Source organism: Lactobacillus amylovorus DSM 20531 (genome assembly GCF_002706375.1).
GTDB classification, from domain to species: domain Bacteria; phylum Bacillota; class Bacilli; order Lactobacillales; family Lactobacillaceae; genus Lactobacillus; species Lactobacillus amylovorus.
This window is the reverse complement of record NZ_CP017706.1, coordinates 2,116,179-2,138,852: the sequence shown is the minus strand read 5'-3', so window position 1 is coordinate 2,138,852 and position 22,674 is coordinate 2,116,179. Positions and strand designations below refer to the sequence as shown.

The window sequence follows — 22,674 nt, the reverse complement described above, 5'->3', positions numbered from 1 at the left end:
TAGATTACAGTAATTACGATTACTGTAATTATAATTATCGTAATTACAATTATTATAATCTCGCTTACAAATTTTAGCAAAAATAAAAAAGCAGCCCTTTCTGGAATGCTTCATTTTATAAATAACTATCTATTCATCATCCTGATAATACAAATCGTTAAAATTCTTATGCTTATATTGCTGTGCAAGTTGCGGATTCTTCCAAGCAACGCAGTTAGTCCAAAGACCAGCACCTTCACCAATCACTAATACAGGTTGACCATTTTCAGTATGAGGGCCGTAGAAAGTACCATCACCAGCGCCTTGCATCCATCCCATGACATTCAAATATTTAATGCCATGTGCCTTCCAAAAGCTAGCTCTTCCCCAATTTTTAGTTTTTTCAACTAAGCCGGCATCAACCTCTTCTAGTGCTAATTTCATTAATTCTCTAATCAAATCAAAGAAGTAGCACATTAATTCCTTTTCACGAGCAATAACATTATTTTCAAACTTAATAATTTTTACGATATCAGTTATAATAGATTCCATAAAGACCAGCTTCTAATGTGTTTTTTGTTCTTAACATCAGACTACTGGTCCTTTTGTTTTAGCTCAAGTCCAAATTCAAAGGACTTGAGCTTTTTTAATTATTTATTCAACTTACCGCAAAAAATTATACACTTAGCTATTCATGTCAACCGCGTCAATTTGATTGTTATCATAAGTAGTAAAGTACAGAATTCCTTTATCTAAATTCATACAGTCTGAATACATTGTATATTCAAATTTACCAGGTTCAATTTCGTCCAATCTCTTTGCTTGTTCGACTGAATGCAAGATATTGAAGAAATTCGTTACACTTTCAGTTTCGTCATCACTCTTAGGTGCATGTGCCAAAGTAAACGCTACCTTAACAAAGCGTAAGCTAGAATCCATTCCGCCAAGTAAATGACGTGTCCCTAGACCTCTACTATACATATTCAAAACATATTCAAATCAACATTAGGAACAATTGTATTCTTAGGTTGTGCTGGTGAGACAGCCGCAAAATCAGCCAACTTTTCAATTTGTGCTGGGAAAACTGAAAAGTTGGTTAAGATATTCACTGAATCGTCATAAATATGCATCCCGCGATACTCATCAGAAATCGCTACACGGTGAATGGCTACATAAGGATCTAGATCATTCTCCCATTTGCCATCAATCTTTTTGTAATTTGGATCAGGTCCATCAGTAATTGCAGTGTAGCCAGCGATTTTTTGATCAACGATTAAGACCCAGGCTACACCGTCATCAATATCTGCAGTAATTGTTTCAACATCGGGATAACCACTTTGCCATTGCGGGTTCCCCTCTTCCTTTAGAAATTTCTTAGCCTCATCAATGATCGGCATAATTTGTTCAAGGTCATTTTTGGTAGCTTGACGAATATAAATTGGTGACATAGTGTCCCTTCATTTAAATAAAATTTTATCAAAGGGGTTGTTTTTTCGCTAATTTAAAAACTACCATGCGATAATTCTTAATGAAAAAATCCACGAACCATTGGCTCGTAGATCTTTAATAATAATTAGAATAAATCAATGTGACGTAGTTTTCGTTTTAAGGTTCCTTGCTTTTCTAAGAGTACGAATTTACGCGATAAAGTTTCGGGAGTAGTACCTAAATACAAGGCTAAATCTTTCATTTTTAGTGGCAAAGTAAATGAGTTCTTATTCACTTGTTTTGCATAAGTCTGCAAATAACTCAATAGTCTATCTTCCACCTTAGGCAAACTAAGTAATTGAATTTGCCTATGCATAGCACGTACTTTAATAATATTTTGCTCTAAGAGTTGAATACTTAATTCTGGTTTCTTTTTCATTAGCGCTAAAAATTCATTTCGATTAAGCAAACAAATCTCACTATTTTCTGTAGCTTCAACATAAGTATTGATATTTGCTTCACCAAATAACCAGTTTTCACCAGCATAATCACCCGTTTTTAAAATCTGGGTAACATTCTCGCGACCATTTTCGTCTAAAGTATAAAGGCGAGCACCACCATGAGCAACAATTACTAAATTATTACTTGATGTAGGATCCATTACTAATTCACTTTTTTGATAATTCTGATGGTGAACTAGCTCTTCTATTTGCATTTGATCATTTGTCGGTAATGCATTAAATAATGGAACTAAGTGTACACACAACTCTGCCATTCAAAAAACTTCCTTTACTTAAAAATCATCGTCATCATCATCTTCTTCAGTATATAATCCTTCACGTAATTCATGGCCCAAGAAGTTTTGTGATTGACGAATTTGTTCCTTAATCCATGTTAGAAGTTCAATTAAATTGGCACTCAATTCTGGCCAAGCTTCTTTTTGAGCTAAAGCAATTGCCTTAGTAATAAATAAGATTTGTGTATCAAAGTCTTTTACTAAAGCAAAAAGTTGGTCTTGGCCATCTTTGTACTTGCTTGCTCCGTCTTCCTCAAGCATAGTATATTCTTTAAATTGATCAGTAATAGTAGGTATGCTTTCGCCATTATTAACTAAAATCTGATTTAGCCTGTTAAACTCATTCTGTTCATATCTGATCCACTCATCAGCATGCTGCTCTAAAAACAAACTAGCTTGACCCTTAGCGAAGAACTTAGCTTGATTAATTTTTAAAGTGTGAATCAGTAAATTGGCAATAATGTGACCAACCATTGCACCAGCTGTAGGCTTATGATGATCAATGTCACTTCGCTTTAACTCTGCCTTATATGCTTCTTCAGCCTTCATTAGTTTAACTCCTTTGCCTTTACACCCTTAACTTCATAGCCCATCTTTTCGATTGCTGTTTTAACATCATCAACATCAGCCTTATCAGCATTCATCATGAACTTTAACTTACCGGCATTAAATAATACCTTAATTTGATCTGTACCATCGACATCTTCAACAGCTTTTTCAATCTTGGTTAAACAAGATGGGCAAGTCATCCCACCTAACTTCATCATTACTTTTTGCATAAAAATCTTCCTTTCTTATTCCTTACATGTTTAATGCTAAATCTTTTTCTTTATCAGGAAATTGATGGTTATCAACTTTTCGACGATTTCTAATTAAGCGCATACCATTTAAAATTACGACTAAGATGCTAAATTCATGAATAAACATACCGCTAGCCATTTCGACATAACCTGCAAATAACCCAATGAATAGTAACAACACGGTTAACAATGCAATTACAATATTTTCATTCATATTTAAAACGGTCCGCTTAGAAATTGATAAAGCATAGGCAATTTTACGCAAGTCATTTTTGACTAAGACAATATCTGAAACATCGACTGCAACATCTGTACCGCTACCGATTGCAATAGCCACATCGGCATTAGCCAATGCAGGACTGTCATTAACCCCATCACCGATAAAGGCAACGTGATGACCATTTTCTTGTTCCTGCTTAACAAATTGTGCCTTATCAGCTGGAAGCATTTGTCCATGAACTTCATCAATTGGCAAATCAGCCGCAATTTGTTGAGCTGTTTCTTGATTATCACCTGAAAGCATAACTAACTTCTTGATGCCTAGTTGCTTTAATTGCATCAATGCGATTTCTGCTTCTGAGCGAAGACGATCTTTAATGCCAAAAATAGCCAATTTACTTTGATCACTATTAGCCAAGACTACAACAGAGTTTCCTAAGTTACTTAGTTTATTAACTACTTGAGTTAATTTGGGATTAGCAAAAGTATTTTATTCAATTAAAGCTAAATTACCTAAATAATACCGTTCTCGATCTAAGTCAGCTATCATACCTTTGCCCTTAACTGTCTTAGTCTCGATTTGATCAATCTTTTGCCCACTAAGCTTAGCCATTGCTTTAGCTAACGGGTGATTGCTTTGAGACTCAATGTTAGCAGCCAGGTTAACAACTTCGTCCTTATTACCACTCAGAACTTCAATTTTATTTACCTCTGGGTGACCAACTGTTAAAGTACCAGTTTTATCAAAGGCGATTTCATCGATTTTACGAGCTGCATCCATTACTTGAGAGCCCTTAAACATCACGCCATTTTTAGCTCCGTTACCAATACCGGCAACAGTTGAAACGGGAACTCCAATAACCAAAGCACCTGGACAACCTAGAACCATTACTGTAATTGCCAATTTGAAGTCTCTTGTAATTAAGCCTACAATAATCGCAATCACTAATACCGCAGGAGTGTAGTATTTAGAAAAACGATTGATCAACTTCTCAGTATGAGATTTGGAATCCTGAGCTTCCTCTACCATTTCGATAATCTTGCCAAAGGTAGTATCATCTCCGGCTGCTGTAGTCTCTACTGTCAAGGTGCCATCTTCTAGAATTGTACCGGCATAGACTTGATCACCTTGTTTTTTATCGGCTGGTTTCGACTCACCATTAACATTAGCTTCATTTAGATAACCTGAACCCGAGACAATTTTTCCATCAACTGGGACTTGATCTCCGGTTTTAATCAAAATCTTTTCACCAGGATCAATAAAATCTACATCCTCTTCTTCCGTTGTCCCGTCATCTTGCAAGACTAACGCGGTTCGTGGCGCCATTTTAGTTAAATCAGATACAGCTTTACGCGTCTTTTTAAGAGTAAGTTCTTCCAGAACATCACCCAATGCAAAAAGCCAGGTAACAATTGCTGCTTCATTAAATTCGCCAATAATAATAGCGCCAATTACTGCCAATGATACCAAAACATCAATGGAAACTAATTTTACTTTCAATGATGAAATAGCTGTTAACAATATTGGAATTAAACCAATAACTCCTACTACTAGCATCAGAACTTCTTATAGAATGTCAATCATTATTATAGAGAAAAAAGAGTATACTAAACATAACCCCAAAAGACTAGTCTTTTGGCAGTTTTTCACTTATTGCGTGCTAAGCATTTATTAATGAATTGCCTTAGAATAATTATAAAGTTGATGTGTGTGGACCAAATTTATAATAGTGCGATTCAAATGATTGGCACACGCTATTAAAGCTACCTTGTCATGCTTATTGAAAGGTGGCTTTTTTAATTTGTAATAGTAGTCAACTAAATGATTTTGAATTTTACCCTGATTTCTTAACATGCTTCGAATCATATCTGTTTCAACAGCTCTGCCCTGACTACTGCCTCTGCGGTTAATAGTATCACCCTTACCGTATTTACCAGACTGATATCTGTTTAAATCCAAACCTAGGAAAGCATTGAGTTGTTTATAATTATCAAAGCGAGCAATATCACCAGTAAAGCCCAGTAATAAAGCGCTATTTAATTGACCTGCTCCAGGAATACTGGAAATAACTTTGAAATCATCTAATCCAACAGCTGTCTTAATTAATTTGCTCTGAATATAGGCTATTTCTTTATTGTAACTTTCTATTTCGTCGCAGTATTCTGAAATAATTTCAATTTCTAAAGAATCTGCTGGGACAGCAGGATAAGAGTCTTTAGCTGCTAACCAAACTTGAGCACAATAACTTTGAATTACATCTTTATGTATTCGCCTGCTAACAGATTGGTAAACTCTAGTGGTCATTTCTTTAAGAGTTAATCCTACCAAAAAGTCAGGATGACAATACATTCTAAATACTTGAAGAGCTAAAACTGCATAAGCATTTTTAAAAATCTGATTTAGTTCTGGGAAAGTAAGCTCTAAGCTAGAACGAAGGAAATTAAGTATTCTGGTTCTACATTTAATTAACTGCTTATATCTCAAAGATAAAATCCGTAAAGATTCATACAACGAATTAGATTGTTTATTACAGTGATTCTTTATTTCCGCTAATTGAGTTTTACCCAATAAAGCTAATTTAAATGAATCATTCTTGTCAGTTTTATTTCTTCTCAAAGAAGCCATTCTTAATTTTGCTTCTAGGGGATTTAGCTCATAAAATTTGACCTTTTTATTTTTTAAATAAGTAGTAAGCTGAGCCGAATAAACACCTGTAGTTTCAAATATTATTATTGTACCGGGTTTAATATAAGAATTTAATATTTGGAAACCGCTCTTATTATGCTTAAATTTAAAAGCTATTTCTTCCGCTTCTTTTGTTATCAAAGTGGCATGACTTTCACCTTGACTAACATCAATACCAATAATATTCACCTAATCACCCCGTTTTAAATCAATTGAGGCAAATATTTATTTTCAGCTCCATTTCTTGATTATACGATCTCTGAGATCCACACCCTTAATCTAGTTTGATTGAAAATAAACATTTATGGGCCCGTTTGACAGTCGAATTTAATATTCCATTCTGTTGTCGACCTCAACCTCAATCTAAGTATAAGAAAAAAGGTAGATAAAAACATCGTCATGTTTCTATCTACCTTTATACTTTAGGGTGTTTGATAAGCAGCATTGATATGGAATAACCATTTAGCTGCTTCCGCAAGCAAAATCAGCACAGTATTAAGTGACAAAATTATTTTTTGATGTTTAACAAAAAATTGTTGAATTTTTACCATTTATATTCCTCCTTTGTTTTTCATGTTTTAGTTTAGGAGAAATGTTGTTAGCAGAAATTGACGACCATCAAGAAAAAAGCACTTAATATTAAAAACTAAGTGCTTTAAAACTAACAAATTATTCTTTATCTTTAATCTTATCCTTCAGATCGAAACTGTCAAATCTTTTGTGTAAATAGATCTTTCTCATAGATTGATTTTTTATTCTTTATTTAGTCAAAGTAAGATTCTAAGGTGTCCTTAACCTGACCAAAGCCTTTGTGAATTCGGTTGAAGTAGCGGTCATTGTAACTCATTGCTTGGATGCCAATAAAAGTATCAAGCGACTGTTCAGTCGGAAACTCTGCTTTAGGCTTAGCCTTGCGCTTAATGACGTTGTTAAAAGATTCAATCATGTTGGTAGAGTAAATTGAAGCTCTGATCTGCTTAGGATAGCTGTAAAAGACCAGCAGATCAGGTTCAATATCTTTGAGATTTCTGATGACATGGTTGTACGCTCTGTTCCACTTGTCATAGAAGGCGTGCAAGACTTTGATCGCAGCTTCTTTATTTTGCTGTTGATGAATTTGCTTGAATTCATTCATGATCGTTTCGCGATCATCTACGCGTACTTTAGCGCAAATATTGCGCATGACATGAACTAGACAGCGTTGAAAATGAGCTTTCGGATAAGTCTGCTCCAGCACTGTCTTCATGCCCACAACGCCATCTGAAAGAAAGAGCTCAACCTGTTCTAGACCGCGAGACTTCATGTCTTGAAGCATTTCCGTCCAATTCTCGACGTTTTCGCTGGGAGCAATGCGGTAATCGATGATTTCCTTGTGGCCATTAGGCTTGATGCCAATGGCAATATAAACTGCTTCACGATCAAAGGTTATGCGACGCAAAGGAATGTAGGTAGCGTCCAAATAAACGCAGAAGAACTTGTCACTGAGTTTGCGCTGATGATAGGCCTCGACTTTTAGAATCATCTGCTTGGAGATGTTAGATACCTGAGCTGGGCTGTAATGACTGCCATACATCTTTTCAATCAAGTCGGCTATTTCTCTGGTGGTTACGCCTTTGGAATATAGCTTGATAATCATGCTTTCCAAAACATCGGAGTGCTGCTTGTAGTCAGGGAGCGTGTGCTGATGAAACATGCCGTTGCGATCCCTAGGCATCTGAATTTCAATCTCGCCAAATTGCGTATCAACCTTGCGAAAGTAAGCACCATTGCGTGATTTGCCTGTATTCCAGCCAGCTCTGGCATAAGGATCATAGCCTAAAAACGCAGTCAGTTCAGCCTCTAATAGGTCATTAACTGCTTGCTGGAGTTCTTTGCGCAATAAATCGTTTATTTTGTCTTGATTGAATAGAGCTTGTGCCATATTTTTGGTAAAATCATTCATGAAGGAGTTCTTCTTTCTGTATGTGTTTTTTGTTCAAACCAATCATACGAGAAAGGAACTCCTTTTTCTAATGTTTTAAGAAATTAATTTAAGGAATCATTCATCCTTACACAAACTATTTTACGGTCTCGAATCTTCTTTTTCAGTAATTTAAATTACAGTAATCGTACTTACAATAATTATAATTACTGTAATTACGATTACTGAAAAATAAAAAGCATCCCTCTCTGGAATGCTATAAAAAAGTCTCTTGACTAAGTCAAAATAACCCAATTAAAAGACATTTTTAACTATTTTCTACCTATTCGGCGTAACATCAACGCGTGCTGTTTTAACCTCGGACCAGTCACTGATCAAATTACTGTGAAGTGCACGAACGCGAACTTCGTAAACTTGGCCCTTCTTAAAGTCTTGTCCAAAATCATTCGTTGGATCATCTACTATATCGCCGCTTCTAGTTTTGCTAAAGAAGGTTGCCCACTTACTGCTACCTTTCAATCTATACTGAATCTCATAGCTATCAGCTTCTGGGTTAACGTCCCATTCAATGTTGATATATGGTTCATCTGAACCATGGTCATTATAATAGCTAACCTTAAGCGTTGGCGTCTTTGGTTTCTCATGACTGCCCTTTAAAGGAATATAGTAAGTAAACTTTTGATTTGCTGAAACTGGGCTAAAGCTTCTACCTTCTTCATCATTCACCGCACGAACAGCAATATCGTAAGTTTCACCGTTAATCAGTCTATTCTTTGAAATTGTCTGAGTTAAAACATCAGGATAATTGCCGTCAGGGGTGAAATTACTATGTCCAATCATTGATGCGGCATCAAGCAAAGGATCATTTGATCTATACCGTCTTAGAGAAGAACCATAAATTCCATAACCAGTCGCATTATCAGCTTTAGTATAATCAACCTTGATTCCATCTTCAGTTGAGCTAACCTTAGTCAACTTAGGCGTACTTGGAAGAGCATTCGTATCTTCGCTAGTCAACTTAAAGCTGAAACGACCACGAGCAGAACCTTTTTCTAGATAATAAGTCCCTTTCTCTAAATTCCAGGAATATTTTCCATTTTTTAAGGTTCCTTTAGTTTTCCATGGATTTAACGCATAACCATAATCTGTGTCCTGCACAATTTGAATGTCATTATTGTTAAAAATATTAGACCGACTGTTCTCATACACAGGTTGAACAGACATATTCATCGTTACTTTTTGATCTTTATCCAGCGTAAATTTATATCTATTCATCGTATTCAGCTTTTCAGTATGATACATATCAGTCATACCAGTAACCGTCTGTCCTATTTTTATTGGGATAGCTGAGGTAAAACGCGTTTCTAACGGATAAGTTTTATGAGAGAAAGTCTCCAGCTTATTTCTGATCTTGGTAATCCGTGTAGCGCTAGTCTTAATCTTTACATTTTTACCAGATTTAGTAGTCAAATTGTAATGACCAGAACGCAAATAGAAGACTTTGGTATTCTTGTTTTTACCCTTATAAGGGATGCATTCCCAATTTGAAGTATTAAGGATCTTATATTTTGCCTTAGTGGCAACAGTTAATCTGGTTGGTGCTTTGAAATAGAAACGGTATTGATTGCCTTTTCTCACATAGCTGGTTGCATTATCAGAAATTGGTACTGTTGCAGCTTGAACGTTAGTATTCAAACTAAATAGCAATGCACCAGCAGCTACTGCACCAATTAAATAGCCTCTCCTCTTCATAGTTTTAACCTTCTTCTGCTTAATAATCCTCAAGTTCTTCAAGTTGACCATCAGCCGACTGATAAGCCTTCTTGACTTGATCTAACTTGAGTTCAGGGATAAAATTCATTGTCTTAGCTGGATTTAACACATCAAGCAATTGAACTCGCATCATCTTATCAATCTTTAATTTCTTTTCAGGCAACTTCAAGATTGTATTCATATCTTTCATGCTATTGTACTTTTCAACTGTCTTGTTTACTTCGCTAGCTAAATAAAGCCAAGTACGATAATCAACTGTTACAACCTCATTCTCTGGAACTTCAAGTTCCAACAAAATTTCACCGGCATCCGGCATTTCGGTTACATGCTCTGGAAATGGTGTACAAGAGATCGGTATCTTTTTAGCCAAAATTGGCTTTTTTGCTTCTGGCAACGTATCTTTAATAATCTTTTGCAACAGATATTGTTCAAGATAGATATTCTTGAAATATTGATCTTGTGCACGAATCGCATTAAGTAAATATGATTGCTCATCAATGCTGATCTTGCCGTTCTGTCTTAAATCCGTCCAACCTTTTTGACTAATTGTATACTGTAAAGTTAATGTTTTCATTTTATCTTCCTTGTTAACGTATTTCTTATATTTATTATAACAAAAAGCCAGCACACTATAGCATTCCATAGTATGCTGACTCTTTAATTTAAGTTAAATTTTTTACCTATTAAAATTTAGAATTAGATCAATCAAATCCTGTGCTTTCTGCAGATCAGCAGAGCTAATCACTTTTACCTTATTTGGTATTTCGAAGTGAGCATAATAATCAACAAAACGTTGAATAATATCCATATTCACTGAATATTCTCGATCACGATTGCGTTGGTCGAGAATTTTTAACGCATGAGTTAATGATTCCTCACTTAGTGGATCATTGGCATCCAGTAGTGGTTTAAAACAATCGATCACATACACTTGATAATTATCTGGTACTCTTTTCAAGATATCATTAATTGGATTAAATCCATGCCCGCCTAAATTTGTATTATCGACAATAGTTGGTAGGCCATTTTGTAACCGTGTTTGTAGTATTTGATTAAAAATCTGCCAAACAATTTTCTCAGTTTGACCAACAAAGTTTATTTGGGGATGCCCATTATTTGAATTAATTCCATTTAAACGAATTCTTATCTCATCAGCTGAGATAGTATAGTTTTGTAAATCGTTCATCTTAATGAAACTAGATTTACCTGAAGCTTGTGGCCCCAACATTAAGATTAACGGTATCCTTTTCATATTATTGGTCATCTTGGTAATACAAATCCTTAAATTTCTTATGCTTATATTGTTGAGCAAGTTGTGGCGTCTTCCAGGCAACGCTACTTACCCATGGACCGGCTCCTTGAGCAAGTACTAAAACAGATTGACCGTTCTCAGTATGTAGACCATAGAAGTCTCCATCCCCTGCTTCCTGCATCCAACCACGGACATTCATATAATTTATTCCATGAACACGTTGACTTCCCATACCAGCCATTCCCCAATTTTTGGTTGCTTTATGATATGATGCAGACATATCACCATAAGTATATTTATCAAGAAAACCAGCTTTTACTTTATGCAATTCTTGTACGTAATTATCAACGTTGATTTTGTTTTGACTTATTTTAATAATAGACATTTTATCATCATTATAAGTATACCAAGTACCTTGAAATTCAGTTGGCACATTAAACAATCCGTCGTCTCCTGGTAAGTTTGATTTTTTACCAGCAGAATCTGAAGAATCATCGCCTGAATCCGAACGCTCATCGTTCACCTTGGCATTTTGAGCTAAACTATTTACCAAACTATCTGAGTCACGTTTATTCAAATAATCAACCATTTGCTTCATGGTCACAGATCCTAATTTTTTACCATTTGAAAAGAGATAATAAATATTCTCTCCATTCACTTGCTTAAGAGTATATCCAGCATCTGCCGATACCATATAAGCTACGCCGCTACCCTCATTCATATATGAATAATTTGACTGATTCTTTAAATCGACTTCAATACCGTTTTGCTTACCATCAAGCAAAGCCTTGGTCCAACTACCAGAATAACGATCACCAGCATATGCCACTATAACCGCTACTGTTTTTTGTGGACTTAGATCTTGATCAGACAAATGTCCCATCTTTGTGGGCTGTTTCTTGTTCTTAGTTACTTTGATAGTTGCACTGCCTTTAGATGATGCATTTTTTTGCTTCGGCTTTTGACTGCAGCCGGCTAAAGCTAAACCTGCTAACACAATTACTGATATTTTCCCAATCTTTTTCATTTCATCCTCAACTTTCCAATTCAACGATATTTTACCACTTATCAAGCATTCAAAAAGGCATAGTCAGATTTACTCTAACTATGTCTTTTTAAAATATTCATTAAAATAAGATTTCTATTACTTAGCAGCCTTAGCTAAAGCCTTGGTCTTGAATGCATAAGCGCTGGCATGTTGATCTGCACCAGTAGCAATCTTCAAAGCCTTCACCTTTTTACCTTTAACAGTTCTGGTTACAGGGATGTAATAAACACCATCACCAGCCAAGTTAACCCAATTATTAACGTTAAAGCCCTTCTTAAAGTTATAAGCTGCATAAATATTCTTCTTCATAACCTTCTTGATAAAAGCATTACGCTTCTTTGAAGAAACATTATATACATTCTTCTTAAAGAATTTTTGTGAAGGTACATACAACTTATCTTTATTAGCAGTGTGAGCAGTAATTTTCAAAGTATGAATGGTCTTTTTATCACTGCTGAACTTGTCAGTTTCACGATAGTACCAAGTTCCCCGAGTTGCCTTAGGTGTTGTATATTTACGAGCAATGCCATATTGACTAGCTGCATAAACATTTTGACTTTGCATCCCTACAAAGAAAATACTAACGAATGCAACTAATGACATTAGGAACAAATATCTCTTTCTCATAACAAGTCCCTCCTACTATTAGTCCTTTCATCATAAAAAAAGTTTCTATATAAGCAATTATTCAAAATCAACTAAATCTGAAATTTGATATCTAGTCGTAGCAATCTCAGGTTCAGCCTTGGGATCATGCTTACCAACCGCAATTGCCATCACCGGAACATACTGCTTAGGGTCAAGTCCCATTGTGGCTGCAGCTTGAGTTGAATCATAACCGGCCATTGCATTAGTATCATAGCCATGCTCACGAGCTATTCAACATAAACTGCATTGCAGCAAGTGAAGTATCAACCATTGAATCAGCAACTAACATTTCCTTTGGTGCTTTTTCATATAAAGGCATGAAAGTATTTAAAGCAGCATTCATAGCTTCTTTAGTTACCTTTTTGGCTTCATACATGCTATGCCATAATTTACTATACTTTTTAAAAGCTAAGGTATTGCCAAAGAATAGAACAATTGCCGAACTTTTATCGATCTGTGGGAAGTTAAACTTCATAAGATATTTATGCAGTTTTTCTCTTCCTTTACCTGTATCAACAACCACAAATCTCCAAGCCTGTAAGTTGCATGCAGATGGTGCCGTGATGGTTTCTTTAAGCATTTTGGTCATTTCTTCACGACTAATTTTTACTGAAGGATCAAATCTACGTACAGAATGTCTTCCAGTTAAAACATCATGAAAATCATTATTAATAATAACCATAATAAGCCTACAAAAATATGATACCGTTTATACGCTTTAATAATAACTTATTTATAGCATTCTTTTCAATTGCTAATTTATCTATTTTATCTTATGCTGAAAACGATTACTAATTATACAGGAGGCTTAAAATATGAGAATTGCAATTGCCGGTGCTGGCGCAATGGGTTCAAAATTCGGCTGGCATTTAAAGAAGGCTGGAAATGACGTTACTTTAATCGATACTTGGGACAGAAACATTGCCGCCATCCGTGAAAATGGCGTGGTCGCTAGAGTTAAGGACGAAGAAATTGCGGAAAAGATGCCAATTTACAGTCCTGAAGAAATCGATGAGCAACATGAAAGCGTTGATCTGTTAATCGTCTTTACCAAGTCAATGCAGTTAGAAAATATGTTAAACAGTCTGAAGCCAATCATTAGCAAAGATACTTATGTGCTCTGCTTGCTTAATGGCTTAGGTCACGAAGATGTGCTAGAGAGATTTGTCACTCGCGATCACATCATTATGGGTGTCACGATGTGGGCATCAATGATGACGGCTCCTGGCCACATTACTTTCGCCAATGACAATGGTAACGTCGAAATCCAATGCCTTGATCCAAAAGGTAAAGACGAGACGCAAAAGATCGTTAAGATTTTGACTGATGCTGGTTTGAATGCTAGTTACAGTGAAAACGTCATGTATTCTATCTGGCGTAAAGCTTGTGTTAACGGCGTGGTTAATGCTCTTTGTGCTTTGCTTGATGCTGACTGCAAGCAATTTGGTCACACTAAGGAAGCTGACGAGTTGACTAGAAATATCGTACAAGAATTTGCGGATGTTGCTCAATACGAGGGCGTCAACTTGGATCGCAAGGAAGTTATTGAACACGTTGAAAGTTTGTTTGATACGCCACACTATCCTTCAATGCATCAGGATTTGGTTCAAAACAATCGTCCAACTGAGATCGACTATATTGACGGTGCCGTTTGGCGCAAGGGCTTGAAGCATAGTGTTGCCACTCCATACTGTGCTTTCATCACGCGTTTGATTCATGCTAAGGAAGATATTTTGAACGTTAAGTAATAAAAATTTTAAGAGCATCAAAAAAGACGAGATTTCTTTTTAGTATTTCTCGTCTTTTTGTTTATTAAGCTTTCTTATTCTTTCTGTCCTTATCAAGATAAAGCAAACCAGTTAATGCAACTAATCCGCCGAGCACGCTCAACAAAATTGAGCTACGTTCACCTGTTTGAGGCAAAGTGGCTTTTGGATTGTTTAGGGAAACTTTTTGAACGACTGGCTGCTTAGGCTGCTTTATGTCTTGAGCCATTGGTTTGACTGGATTATTCTGCTTAGTCTTGGTTACATCTTGGCCTTTCACACCAGTGGTTAAAGTTTCATCTACATTTTCGCCCTTTGGTTCTTTAGGCTCATCTGTAGTTACAACAGCCGGATTTGGTTCAGGAATGTCAGGGATATCAGGAACAGTTATCTTATCTGGTACCTTTGGCTTGTCTGGTGTCTTTGGTTTGTCGTCAGGCTTCTTTTCTGGTTTTGGTATCTCAAACGTTGGCTTGTCGTTAATTAAAGGATCACCCTTTTTATGTTCGTACGGGTCAACTAAGATGAAGATTGGACCGGTACCACCCGTTTCATTCTAAGAACGATTTTCCTTAGTAAGACCATAACCATCATGAGTCGCCGTCAAAATCATTCCTTCTCTATCTTTTGTCATAAAAAAGCCCCTGTTACCATCGCTGTAAAATCGCGTATTTTCTATATTGAAACGCGTGGTGCTAGTTAAATCGTTCTAGACAATAAGCCAAATTATAAGCTAAAATTGCAATTTCCAACCGGCTTTGAAAGCCTATCAGACTACGTGCTCGATTGTTCTCGGCATTGTAATAGGTCAGAAGCGAAAAGTCGCTTTCAATTGTTCTGCGAATAGCCATCAATTGATGATCATTGTGCTTTTTAGCTCCTGTCATATTTTTACGATATGGTGTCCAAAGTTCGTAACCCATTTGTTTTAGCTGTTGATGCAGTTCTTTGCCTAAATAGCCTTCGTCGCCAAGAAGATAGTAATTAGATGGATGGGTATTTCCCATCAGTTCAACTGTCTCCCTGGCATCATGAACTGATGCCTTTGTTACGACATAATCAAGAATGTAACCGTCATCGCTAACAATGGCATGAACTTTGAAACCATAGAAGTAAATTTTCTTGGTGTCCTTATAACCAATGTTGGCATAACCGCGAAAAATTTTAGCACGATAGTTGCGAATTGGTTGGCAAACAGGTACCGGAAAGCTGTCAATGATCAAGAACTGTCCATTCAGGTCAACCTTTTTATTCATTTCTTGCCGTATCTGATAAATCAATTGCAATAGCTGACGTGAACGCCGATTAAAACGTGAGTGTGATAAACAATTGAAACATTCACAGAATCTTCTTTGTGATTCAATTCCTGTCTTAGCTTGCCAGATAAGTAAAGCCAAAATCAGACTGTCCGTAGTTTTAATTTGATCAATATTTCGCCGATGAGTAAACTCAGCCGGTGCATACAAACGATACCAGTGCCGACAAATTATCACTAAATCTTTAAAACTAACTTGTAAATGGTGGCTAAAACGCTTAAGCTTAAGGCAGTTCAATCAGATCAGACTCTTTTATTTTTGATACTACAACTTGAGTCTAGTCCGATTGGACTTTTTTATTAACTAAAACGATTTAACTAGCACCACGCGTATTATGATTAATATCTTTTTTAGTTCGTAAAATTGTAAATCTCACGAACTAAAACCTTTTTCCAAATCGATTGTCAGGTAAATCTATAAAGTATTTATGCCCACCTAGATCATTTTCGACCCTATCATGAATTTCTATTAAAATATAATATGTTATCACGTACATGATGCCAATAATTGCAAAATATATAAAATAAGCTATTATACTAAAACACAATAAAAGTAGATATACACTGGATGAAACTGCAGTACCTATTACAACCAAAATATAAAATTTCTTCCAACTATCAAATGCAATATGCAATATTACTTGAAAGTTTTCAATTAAACGACTTACGAAGTAAATTTCACTAATAAAGCAGAGCCCAACACAAAAACTAATAAAATCTTGTCTCTTTAACAATATTAAAATAATTGTATTAAGTACAGCTATCACTATACTTACTATCATAACTAAACGATTAATACCCATTCTTTTATTTGCTATCAGCCTTTGAGAATCAAATGATATTCTTTCGATCAACCAATTATACTCATCAATTATGTAATAAAAATTTGCTATAAATCCCAAATTAATTATAAATGCTAATAATCCATGCATAATCAGCGAAAAGACCAAATACAACATACCCAACATTCCTATCCAAGGAAGAATGGCAGAAATTCGTCTTGATCGAATAAATTTTTTAGTTTTATTCACCCAGTTCACCTCCTTATATAAAAATGGACATAATTAAATTAAAATTATGTCGCTGATTGTAAAATCAAATTGAACACTTTAGAAAAATAAAAAGTCCATTTGGACCTGTTTGATAGAATGTTAATAATCACAAAAACATCTATTGGAGGTCACAAATGGACTCTTTACATTCTATCATGCCTAAGCACCAAAAGAGAAAGCATTTATCATTTGAGCAACGGGTTGTTATTCAAACCCGTATTAAAGACGGTTTCTCTCTTAGGGCTATTGCTCGTGAGCTTGATTGCTCTCCTTCTACTATCAGTTATGAGGTTAAACGTGGTACTGTTTTGCTTTATCATGGTAAGCAAAAACGCTATAAGGCACAACAAGGTGATAAAGCTTACCAAATACATCGTAAGAATTGCGGTCGTAAATCAGATTTCTTAAAGAAATCTGACTTTATCAAATACGTTAATAAGCATTTCTGCGAAGATGGCTGGTCTCTTGATGTATGTGCCAATCGCTGCTTAGCTTTAGGAGAATTTTCTCGTGATCAGGTAGTTTGCACTAGAACCTTGTACAACTATGTAGATCAATGCTTAATGGGTATGAGAAATTCTGATTTGCCAGAAAAGTTAAAGCGCAATACTAAAATACATCGCAATTCGTAAAAATAAGAAAAAGCTTGGCCGAAGTATTGAAGAACGTCCCAAGGAGATCAATGATCGTAAGGAATTTGGCCACTGGGAATGCGATTTAGTCTTAGGACATAAAACTAAGGATGATCAAGTACTGCTAACTTTGTCTGAACAAATGAGCCGTGAATTTTTAATCTTGCGTATTCCTGATAAGACAGCCGCCAGTGTGATGACTGCTTTTCAGGCTCTGCGCAAACAGTATAGTGAACATTGGAATGACATCTTTAAGACAATTACAACTGATAATGGATCAGAGTTTGCGGATTTATCCAATCTGGAGACAGTTTCAAAAACCCTGGCTTACTATGCTCATCCATATACTTCTTGTGATAAAGGCACTGTTGAAAGACACAATGGCCTTATTCGCAGATTTATTCCCAAAGGTGATTACATCAATAACTATTCTCTTCAAGATATCATTAATATTGAAACCTGGTGCAATTCACTACCAAGAAAGATCTTGGCATATCATACACCAGATGAAATCTTTGAGAAAGAATTAGATCATATCTATCAAGCAGTATAAATGTTCAATTTATTATTGCAATTTACGATTAAAATTATGTCCATTTCTATTAGAGTTACTGCGAAACTAGATAGCCAGTTCTTGGTTGATGATCCCGCAGATTAAATTCATTCTTAAATTAAAACGTCGGCGATGATTGCGATACGTAGTAGAAAATATTTTGTATGCTTTGACCTTGCCAAATACATGCTCGACCTTGATTCGAATTGAAGAAATTAAATGATTCAGCTCTCTGTCCTGCTGAGTCAGCGGTTTCTTCTTGCTGGATTTGACCGGTGTTTTTGCCTGAAAGTAAATCTTGTCCAATCCCTGATAGCCGCTATCCGCTAAAATCAAACCGGATCGGTGCAGACTGCGCCTTGACTCACGCAGCAGCCGCATGTCATGCCGGTATGCCTGGCAGCTGTCTAAATGAATAATTCTGCCGGTAGTGTCTGTAATCGCCTGGGCTTTTAAAACGTGCTGCTTTTTCTTGCCGGAATAATAAGCTGCTTGTCTTTTTTTGGGCGTTGAATCTTTACTTCAGTGGCATCGATTAAGACAACATCGTCTGGCTTGATTTCTTGCTTGCCAATGTTAAAGCCATGCTTAACCAAAGTCTCTTCGGCCCAGTGGCTTCTTCTGATCAGGTTGCTGTCATGCACACCGTAATCGGCAGCTATTTGTTCATAAGTACGGTATTCCTTGAGGTACTGCAAAGTAGCCAGAAGCAGGTCTTCAATTGCCAGCTTGGGCTTTCTGCCGCCTCGGGCATGCTTGACTTGATATTCGGCTTTTAATACTTTGACCATTTCGTCAAAGACAGGCTTGGCAACGCCGATCAGACGCTTGAATCTGGTATTGTTTAAATTTTTAGCTGTTTCGTATTTCATAATTTAAGATTATAGCAGATGTTTCGCAGTAACTCTATTATTAATTTTGCACATTATGTTGACCACAATCACCACCAGGAAGTGTATGAATGAAACGATTTACTCTATAAGTTGCAGCAGAAACCTTTGTCTGAGTCCCAGCAAAAAGACCTGCACCAACAGATGCCAACACGACTAAAGATAAAAACACTTTTTTCATAAGATTACATCCTGAAATCTTTTATTAAAATTATTATAATTCTTTTTTAATAAAAATCAACGCTAAATTAATATTTTTATTATTTTTAGTCAAATTTCCTCGTAATCCTTTGCCAAAGTGATGCATTCTCAATCTTATCAACTTTATTTTGCAACTCAGAGCTCTTCTCAGCACTAGTTAACAACCTTTGTTGACATTGGTTATAAGGCCACCAAGAAAATTTACTTCTATGGTTTCAAAGTTCATGCCATTGTTAGCGATGACGGTTACATTCTTGATTATGTCGTAACAAAGGCATCAGTTCATGATGCCAGGGAGACAGTTGAACTGATGGGAAATACCCATCCATCTAATTACTATCTTCTTGGCGACGAAGGCTATTTAGGCAAAGAACTGCATCAACAGCTAAAACAAATGGGTTACGAACTTTGGACACCATATCGTAAAAATATGACAGGAGCTAAAAAGCACAATGATCATCAATTGATGGCTATTCGCAGAACAATTGAAAGCGACTTTTCGCTTCTGACCTATTACAATGCCGAGAACAATCGAGCACGTAGTCTGATAGGCTTTCAAAGCCGGTTGGAAATTGCAATTTTAGCTTATAATTTGGCTTATTGTCTAGAACGATTTAACTAGCACCACGCGTATATTGAAATTATTATTTTTAGCAAAGTTTTTTAATCCTTGTGCATAGTCGCTCCCCTCAGTATAATCAAGAAAACCAAATATCTCATTTTCATCTTTACCTAAATCTGCTAAGTGATACCCATTTTGATACCAATTAGATATATCAATCATGGCCGAACCTGCGTAACCATCCAAAATATTTGGTAATGAAGCCAGCCCATCTTTCTTTATATCCTCTATACTATCACCACCGCCAACTACAGAGGTATAAGTAAGTGTGCCTCGTGGATTAAGATGATCTAAGCTCGAAATTAGATTACCATTATCATCGAATCATCTATGCCCATCCATACTGAGACTCCATATTTTGAAATGTTTGAATCAACTTCTGCTCCATGATATTGGTCGAAACCATAAACTTCAAAAGTCCCTTCATAAGGTCCATCTATAAGGATATTTCCATTTTCGTCTTCATTTGCAGTATAAGTCTCTTCATAAGAAGTAGAATAGTATTTATCCCCGCTATATTTTAATGTCAGAGTGTAAATTTTTTAAATGGTATAAAATCCTTTTTAACGATATCATAGCCACCAATATCAAATAGTCCTTTATCATCAAGTTTAACCCTTACATCGTTATAATGGAGATTCATATTAAACTCTCGCTCAACATCGGCATGCTCTATATAATAATCGCCCTTATCATCATGTCCAGTCTTAACGGCAGCAGGAATTTTAAAAGTAGGATCCTTCACCCTCCTAGGGGCACGAGCTAATCTAGCCATGATTTTACTATCCGCTAGTTTATCTCCGGAGTCTCCCTTATCTGATGACTCATGTTCTTCCTTCTTGTCTTCGTTAGCTTCATCATCATTTTCTTTGACCTTATTGCCATCAGTAATTAGATGTTTGTCATCGGATGATGCAGTATTCTCATCTTTCTTTGCATTCCCCAAATGATCCGAACCTTTTCCTTTAGATGCACCATCTTCGGCATCACCTGAATTATCAGACTCAACTGCGGGTTCTTCATCAACCACCGGTTTTGCATCAGTATCCTTACTTCTTCGGTGCATACCCAGCAATATCATTATAACTAAATTCATCAGTCAGCTTTTTACCATAGCACTTCTCATAAGCTGCCTTCTTTTGCTCATAATCCTTACGCCACATCAGATTCACATTTTCTGACAACTTCAAATCAGAATTAGGGTAGATTGTTGGCAACACATGCAAGATCTTTCTCGTCTTATAAAAATCACGATGAAACACTTCACGTCTCGAAGTCGCTCTAATTTCTGTAAAAGTCGAAATAATTGGTTGATTCAACTTTGCCGCATAGTAATATGCACCCTTTTTTAATGGACGCGGCTTACGATAATTGAACCACAACTCCTCTTCAGGATAGATCAACACCCAACATGGTTTCTTAAGTGTCTCTTTCAACTTTTTCGGAAAAACGCGACTCAAATAATGCATATCTTTATCAATTGGCAAAGAATCAAAATTTCGCACCGCCCAGCCAATCAGATGCGGCATCGCTAGATTACTCGCCTCCACCACGATAAACACTCTCTTATTTTTCTTCATCGCCAACTTTTTCATCAGCAAGACATCAAACTGGTTGTAGTGATTACCCGTAACAAAAGCCGTCGGTATATCAGGCAAATTCTCTAACCCTTCAATCTGGCAACGTCCTGTCAGAATCTGCGACGCCGCAGCAAAAATACCTCGAATAACCGGATTGATCATGCGATAGCCGATTGATGAAGTATACTTCCAATATTTATTTACAATGTTATTCGTCTGCTCTTGATCAAGCACCGGATCGTGCAGCTCAGCCTTGCTATTAAATTGCTTTTTAGCTACATTTCTTTTAATATTAGCTATAACTTGTCGCCTATGAAAACCCAAGATCATTTTTTATCTACATATCTATTGGTTATATTATAGCGAAATTCTTCTATTAACACACTTAGAGAAAATCATGAAAATCTTAATTGTAATTGACAATTATTTCAATCAAAGTAATGGTATGAGCATCTCGACGCAACGATTTGCTCACGAATACAAGAAAATGGGCCAAGAGGTTCGTATCCTTTCTACTGGAAAAGATGCCGATTACTCTGTGCCTGAACTAAAAATTTACATTCCTATTATCTACGGCTTGATTAAAAAGCAGGGTTTCCACTTTGCTAAGCCAATCAACAAAACATTAAAAAAAGCGATCAGCTGGGCAGATATTGTTCAAGTTGAAACACCTTTTCCTGTTTCTTGGCGAGCAGCAAAGCTTGCTAAAAAACAGGCTAAACCAGTGACCGGAACCTTTCACATTTATCCGCAAAACATCACTGCTTCCGTACCGATTTTGGACAACAAATTTGGCAACTGGTGCTTTATGACTTTCTTCAAGGTCAAGTCATTCAGAAATTGTGATGCCTTGCAGGTTCCTACACCTAAGGTAGCAAAATGGTTAAGACAACATCACTTCAAGCAAAAGCTTTTTGTGGTCTCAAATGGAATTAGTGAAAAGTTTATTCAAAATCCACACAAAGAAGAAGTCGGGCATCCCTTCACCATTTTGTGTATTGGACGATTTTCGCATGAAAAACAGCAACAAACTTTATTCAAAGCAATGCAACTAGCTAAACATGCCCCAGAAATTCGCCTTATTTTTGCTGGCCAAGGTCCTCTAGAAAAAGAATATGAAAAGTTGGCAAATCAGCTCCCTAAGAAACCAATCATGCACTATTTTGCACCAGTTGATTTGAGAAAGATTATGTCTCAAGCCGACCTGATCGTGCACTGCGCTGATGTCGAGATTGAAGGCATGGCTTGCATGGAGGCCTTTGCTAGTGGCTGCGTACCTGTAATTGCCGACAGTCCCTTGTCTTCTACTGTTAGCTATGCTTTGACTGACAACAATCGTTTCCCTGCTGGTGATAGTACAACCTTAGCTGAAAAGATTGATTACTGGTTCGAGCATCCCCTAGAGTTAAAAGAAATGCAGCAAAGATACCGCGATTATGGCAAAACTTTGAGCGTTAAAAGATCAGCTAAGATTGCCTTGGGTAATTTGGAAGGTTTGACTTTGAAATAAAAT

General features: G+C 36.3%; 23 protein-coding genes and 6 pseudogenes. 5 read left to right on the top strand and 24 right to left on the bottom strand.

The genetic code is table 11. The features are described from left to right. Window positions 1-363: 363 nt before the first annotated feature. From LA20531_RS11390 to LA20531_RS10885, 16 genes and pseudogenes are all read right to left on the bottom strand, one after another. Window positions 364-531 (bottom strand): annotated as a pseudogene (locus LA20531_RS11390) (ISLre2 family transposase); the annotation flags it as partial. Window positions 532-663: 132 nt separating this feature from the next. Continuing rightward, the gene (locus LA20531_RS11725) at window positions 664-960 is read right to left on the bottom strand and encodes a linear amide C-N hydrolase (protein WP_236943757.1); all 297 of its coding nucleotides are present in this window, start codon (window positions 958-960) and stop codon (window positions 664-666) included. A gap of 2 nt (window positions 961-962) precedes the next feature. Further along, entirely contained in the window at window positions 963-1,427 is a 465-nt protein-coding gene (locus LA20531_RS11720; protein ID WP_236704196.1) for a linear amide C-N hydrolase, read from the bottom strand. A 125-nt stretch (window positions 1,428-1,552) separates the two neighbouring features. After that, on the bottom strand, window positions 1,553-2,182 hold the full coding sequence (locus tag LA20531_RS10940) for a Crp/Fnr family transcriptional regulator (protein ID WP_025006172.1): 630 nt from the start codon (window positions 2,180-2,182) through the stop codon (window positions 1,553-1,555). Window positions 2,183-2,200: 18 nt separating this feature from the next. Continuing rightward, on the bottom strand, window positions 2,201-2,752 hold the full coding sequence (locus LA20531_RS10935) for a hypothetical protein (protein WP_056940654.1): 552 nt from the start codon (window positions 2,750-2,752) through the stop codon (window positions 2,201-2,203). Continuing rightward, a complete protein-coding gene (locus LA20531_RS10930; protein WP_056940655.1) occupies window positions 2,752-2,982 on the bottom strand; it encodes a heavy-metal-associated domain-containing protein in 231 nt (76 codons plus the stop codon). The genes LA20531_RS10935 and LA20531_RS10930 overlap by 1 nt, the downstream gene beginning before the upstream one ends. A gap of 22 nt (window positions 2,983-3,004) precedes the next feature. Further along, window positions 3,005-4,789: pseudogene (locus tag LA20531_RS10925) on the bottom strand (heavy metal translocating P-type ATPase); the annotation flags it as partial. A 105-nt stretch (window positions 4,790-4,894) separates the two neighbouring features. Next, on the bottom strand, window positions 4,895-6,097 hold the full coding sequence (locus LA20531_RS10920) for an IS110 family transposase (RefSeq protein ID WP_099202190.1): 1,203 nt from the start codon (window positions 6,095-6,097) through the stop codon (window positions 4,895-4,897). Between the two features lie 233 nt (window positions 6,098-6,330). After that, window positions 6,331-6,459 carry a hypothetical protein gene (locus LA20531_RS11850; RefSeq protein WP_257790260.1) on the bottom strand — a complete coding sequence of 43 codons (129 nt, stop codon included), beginning with the start codon at window positions 6,457-6,459 and terminating at the stop codon, window positions 6,331-6,333. A gap of 212 nt (window positions 6,460-6,671) precedes the next feature. Continuing rightward, window positions 6,672-7,850: an IS256 family transposase gene (locus LA20531_RS10915; protein WP_056940641.1), complete on the bottom strand. Its 1,179-nt coding sequence runs from the start codon at window positions 7,848-7,850 to the stop codon at window positions 6,672-6,674. Between the two features lie 297 nt (window positions 7,851-8,147). Continuing rightward, complete coding sequence (locus LA20531_RS10910) at window positions 8,148-9,581, bottom strand: fibronectin type III domain-containing protein (protein ID WP_236702979.1); 1,434 nt, start codon at window positions 9,579-9,581, stop codon at window positions 8,148-8,150. Window positions 9,582-9,600: 19 nt separating this feature from the next. After that, entirely contained in the window at window positions 9,601-10,176 is a 576-nt protein-coding gene (locus LA20531_RS10905; protein WP_236704194.1) for a hypothetical protein, read from the bottom strand. A 102-nt stretch (window positions 10,177-10,278) separates the two neighbouring features. Beyond that, complete coding sequence (locus tag LA20531_RS10900) at window positions 10,279-10,830, bottom strand: AAA family ATPase (protein ID WP_260191479.1); 552 nt, start codon at window positions 10,828-10,830, stop codon at window positions 10,279-10,281. Window positions 10,831-10,855: 25 nt separating this feature from the next. Continuing rightward, window positions 10,856-11,881 (bottom strand): hypothetical protein, encoded by a 1,026-nt coding sequence (locus tag LA20531_RS10895; protein WP_236704192.1) that lies wholly within the window; start codon window positions 11,879-11,881, stop codon window positions 10,856-10,858. Window positions 11,882-11,998: 117 nt separating this feature from the next. Next, entirely contained in the window at window positions 11,999-12,529 is a 531-nt protein-coding gene (locus LA20531_RS10890; RefSeq protein ID WP_056940636.1) for a hypothetical protein, read from the bottom strand. Between the two features lie 57 nt (window positions 12,530-12,586). Next, window positions 12,587-13,232, bottom strand: a pseudogene (locus tag LA20531_RS10885) (nitroreductase family protein). Window positions 13,233-13,365: 133 nt separating this feature from the next. Here LA20531_RS10885 and LA20531_RS10880 point away from each other — a divergent pair. Continuing rightward, window positions 13,366-14,298 (top strand): 2-dehydropantoate 2-reductase, encoded by a 933-nt coding sequence (locus LA20531_RS10880; protein WP_013437829.1) that lies wholly within the window; start codon window positions 13,366-13,368, stop codon window positions 14,296-14,298. A gap of 64 nt (window positions 14,299-14,362) precedes the next feature. On the opposite strand, the gene LA20531_RS10875 is transcribed toward LA20531_RS10880, so the two are convergent. Next, window positions 14,363-14,596, bottom strand: coding sequence for an LPXTG cell wall anchor domain-containing protein (locus LA20531_RS10875; protein ID WP_056940635.1), 234 nt, complete (start codon window positions 14,594-14,596; stop codon window positions 14,363-14,365). A 4-nt stretch (window positions 14,597-14,600) separates the two neighbouring features. Between LA20531_RS10875 and LA20531_RS11180 the strand changes: the two genes are divergently transcribed. Then, window positions 14,601-14,876: a hypothetical protein gene (locus tag LA20531_RS11180; RefSeq protein ID WP_157771642.1), complete on the top strand. Its 276-nt coding sequence runs from the start codon at window positions 14,601-14,603 to the stop codon at window positions 14,874-14,876. A 135-nt stretch (window positions 14,877-15,011) separates the two neighbouring features. Here the strand turns inward: LA20531_RS11180 and LA20531_RS10870 are convergent, their stop codons facing one another. Continuing rightward, the gene (locus LA20531_RS10870; RefSeq protein WP_099202228.1) at window positions 15,012-15,869 is read right to left on the bottom strand and encodes an IS982 family transposase; all 858 of its coding nucleotides are present in this window, start codon (window positions 15,867-15,869) and stop codon (window positions 15,012-15,014) included. A 142-nt stretch (window positions 15,870-16,011) separates the two neighbouring features. Next, window positions 16,012-16,662 carry a hypothetical protein gene (locus tag LA20531_RS10865; RefSeq protein ID WP_082589075.1) on the bottom strand — a complete coding sequence of 217 codons (651 nt, stop codon included), beginning with the start codon at window positions 16,660-16,662 and terminating at the stop codon, window positions 16,012-16,014. A gap of 155 nt (window positions 16,663-16,817) precedes the next feature. On the opposite strand from LA20531_RS10865, the pseudogene LA20531_RS10860 reads away from it, so the two are divergent. Further along, window positions 16,818-17,868 (top strand): annotated as a pseudogene (locus LA20531_RS10860) (IS30 family transposase). 66 nt (window positions 17,869-17,934) lie between these two features. On the opposite strand, the pseudogene LA20531_RS10855 reads toward LA20531_RS10860, so the two are convergent. Further along, window positions 17,935-18,740: pseudogene (locus tag LA20531_RS10855) on the bottom strand (IS5-like element ISL2 family transposase). A gap of 40 nt (window positions 18,741-18,780) precedes the next feature. Next, complete coding sequence (locus tag LA20531_RS11310; protein ID WP_003627907.1) at window positions 18,781-18,939, bottom strand: hypothetical protein; 159 nt, start codon at window positions 18,937-18,939, stop codon at window positions 18,781-18,783. A 192-nt stretch (window positions 18,940-19,131) separates the two neighbouring features. Here LA20531_RS11310 and LA20531_RS10850 point away from each other — a divergent pair. Then, window positions 19,132-19,581: pseudogene (locus LA20531_RS10850) on the top strand (IS982 family transposase); the annotation flags it as partial. Here the strand turns inward: LA20531_RS10850 and LA20531_RS10845 are convergent. The 3 genes from LA20531_RS10845 to LA20531_RS10835 all read right to left on the bottom strand — a co-directional run bounded on the left by LA20531_RS10845 (window position 19,564) and on the right by LA20531_RS10835 (window position 21,491). After that, entirely contained in the window at window positions 19,564-19,767 is a 204-nt protein-coding gene (locus LA20531_RS10845; protein ID WP_162252718.1) for a hypothetical protein, read from the bottom strand. The pseudogene LA20531_RS10850 and the gene LA20531_RS10845 overlap by 18 nt on opposite strands. A gap of 340 nt (window positions 19,768-20,107) precedes the next feature. After that, a complete protein-coding gene (locus LA20531_RS10840; protein WP_162252717.1) occupies window positions 20,108-20,611 on the bottom strand; it encodes a hypothetical protein in 504 nt (167 codons plus the stop codon). Window positions 20,612-20,630: 19 nt separating this feature from the next. After that, a complete protein-coding gene (locus tag LA20531_RS10835) occupies window positions 20,631-21,491 on the bottom strand; it encodes a lysophospholipid acyltransferase family protein (RefSeq protein WP_056939410.1) in 861 nt (286 codons plus the stop codon). A 67-nt stretch (window positions 21,492-21,558) separates the two neighbouring features. On the opposite strand from LA20531_RS10835, the gene LA20531_RS10830 reads away from it, so the two are divergent. Then, window positions 21,559-22,671, top strand: a complete 1,113-nt coding sequence (locus LA20531_RS10830) for a glycosyltransferase (RefSeq protein WP_056939409.1) — start codon at window positions 21,559-21,561, stop codon at window positions 22,669-22,671. The last annotated feature ends 3 nt before the right edge of the window (window positions 22,672-22,674 follow it).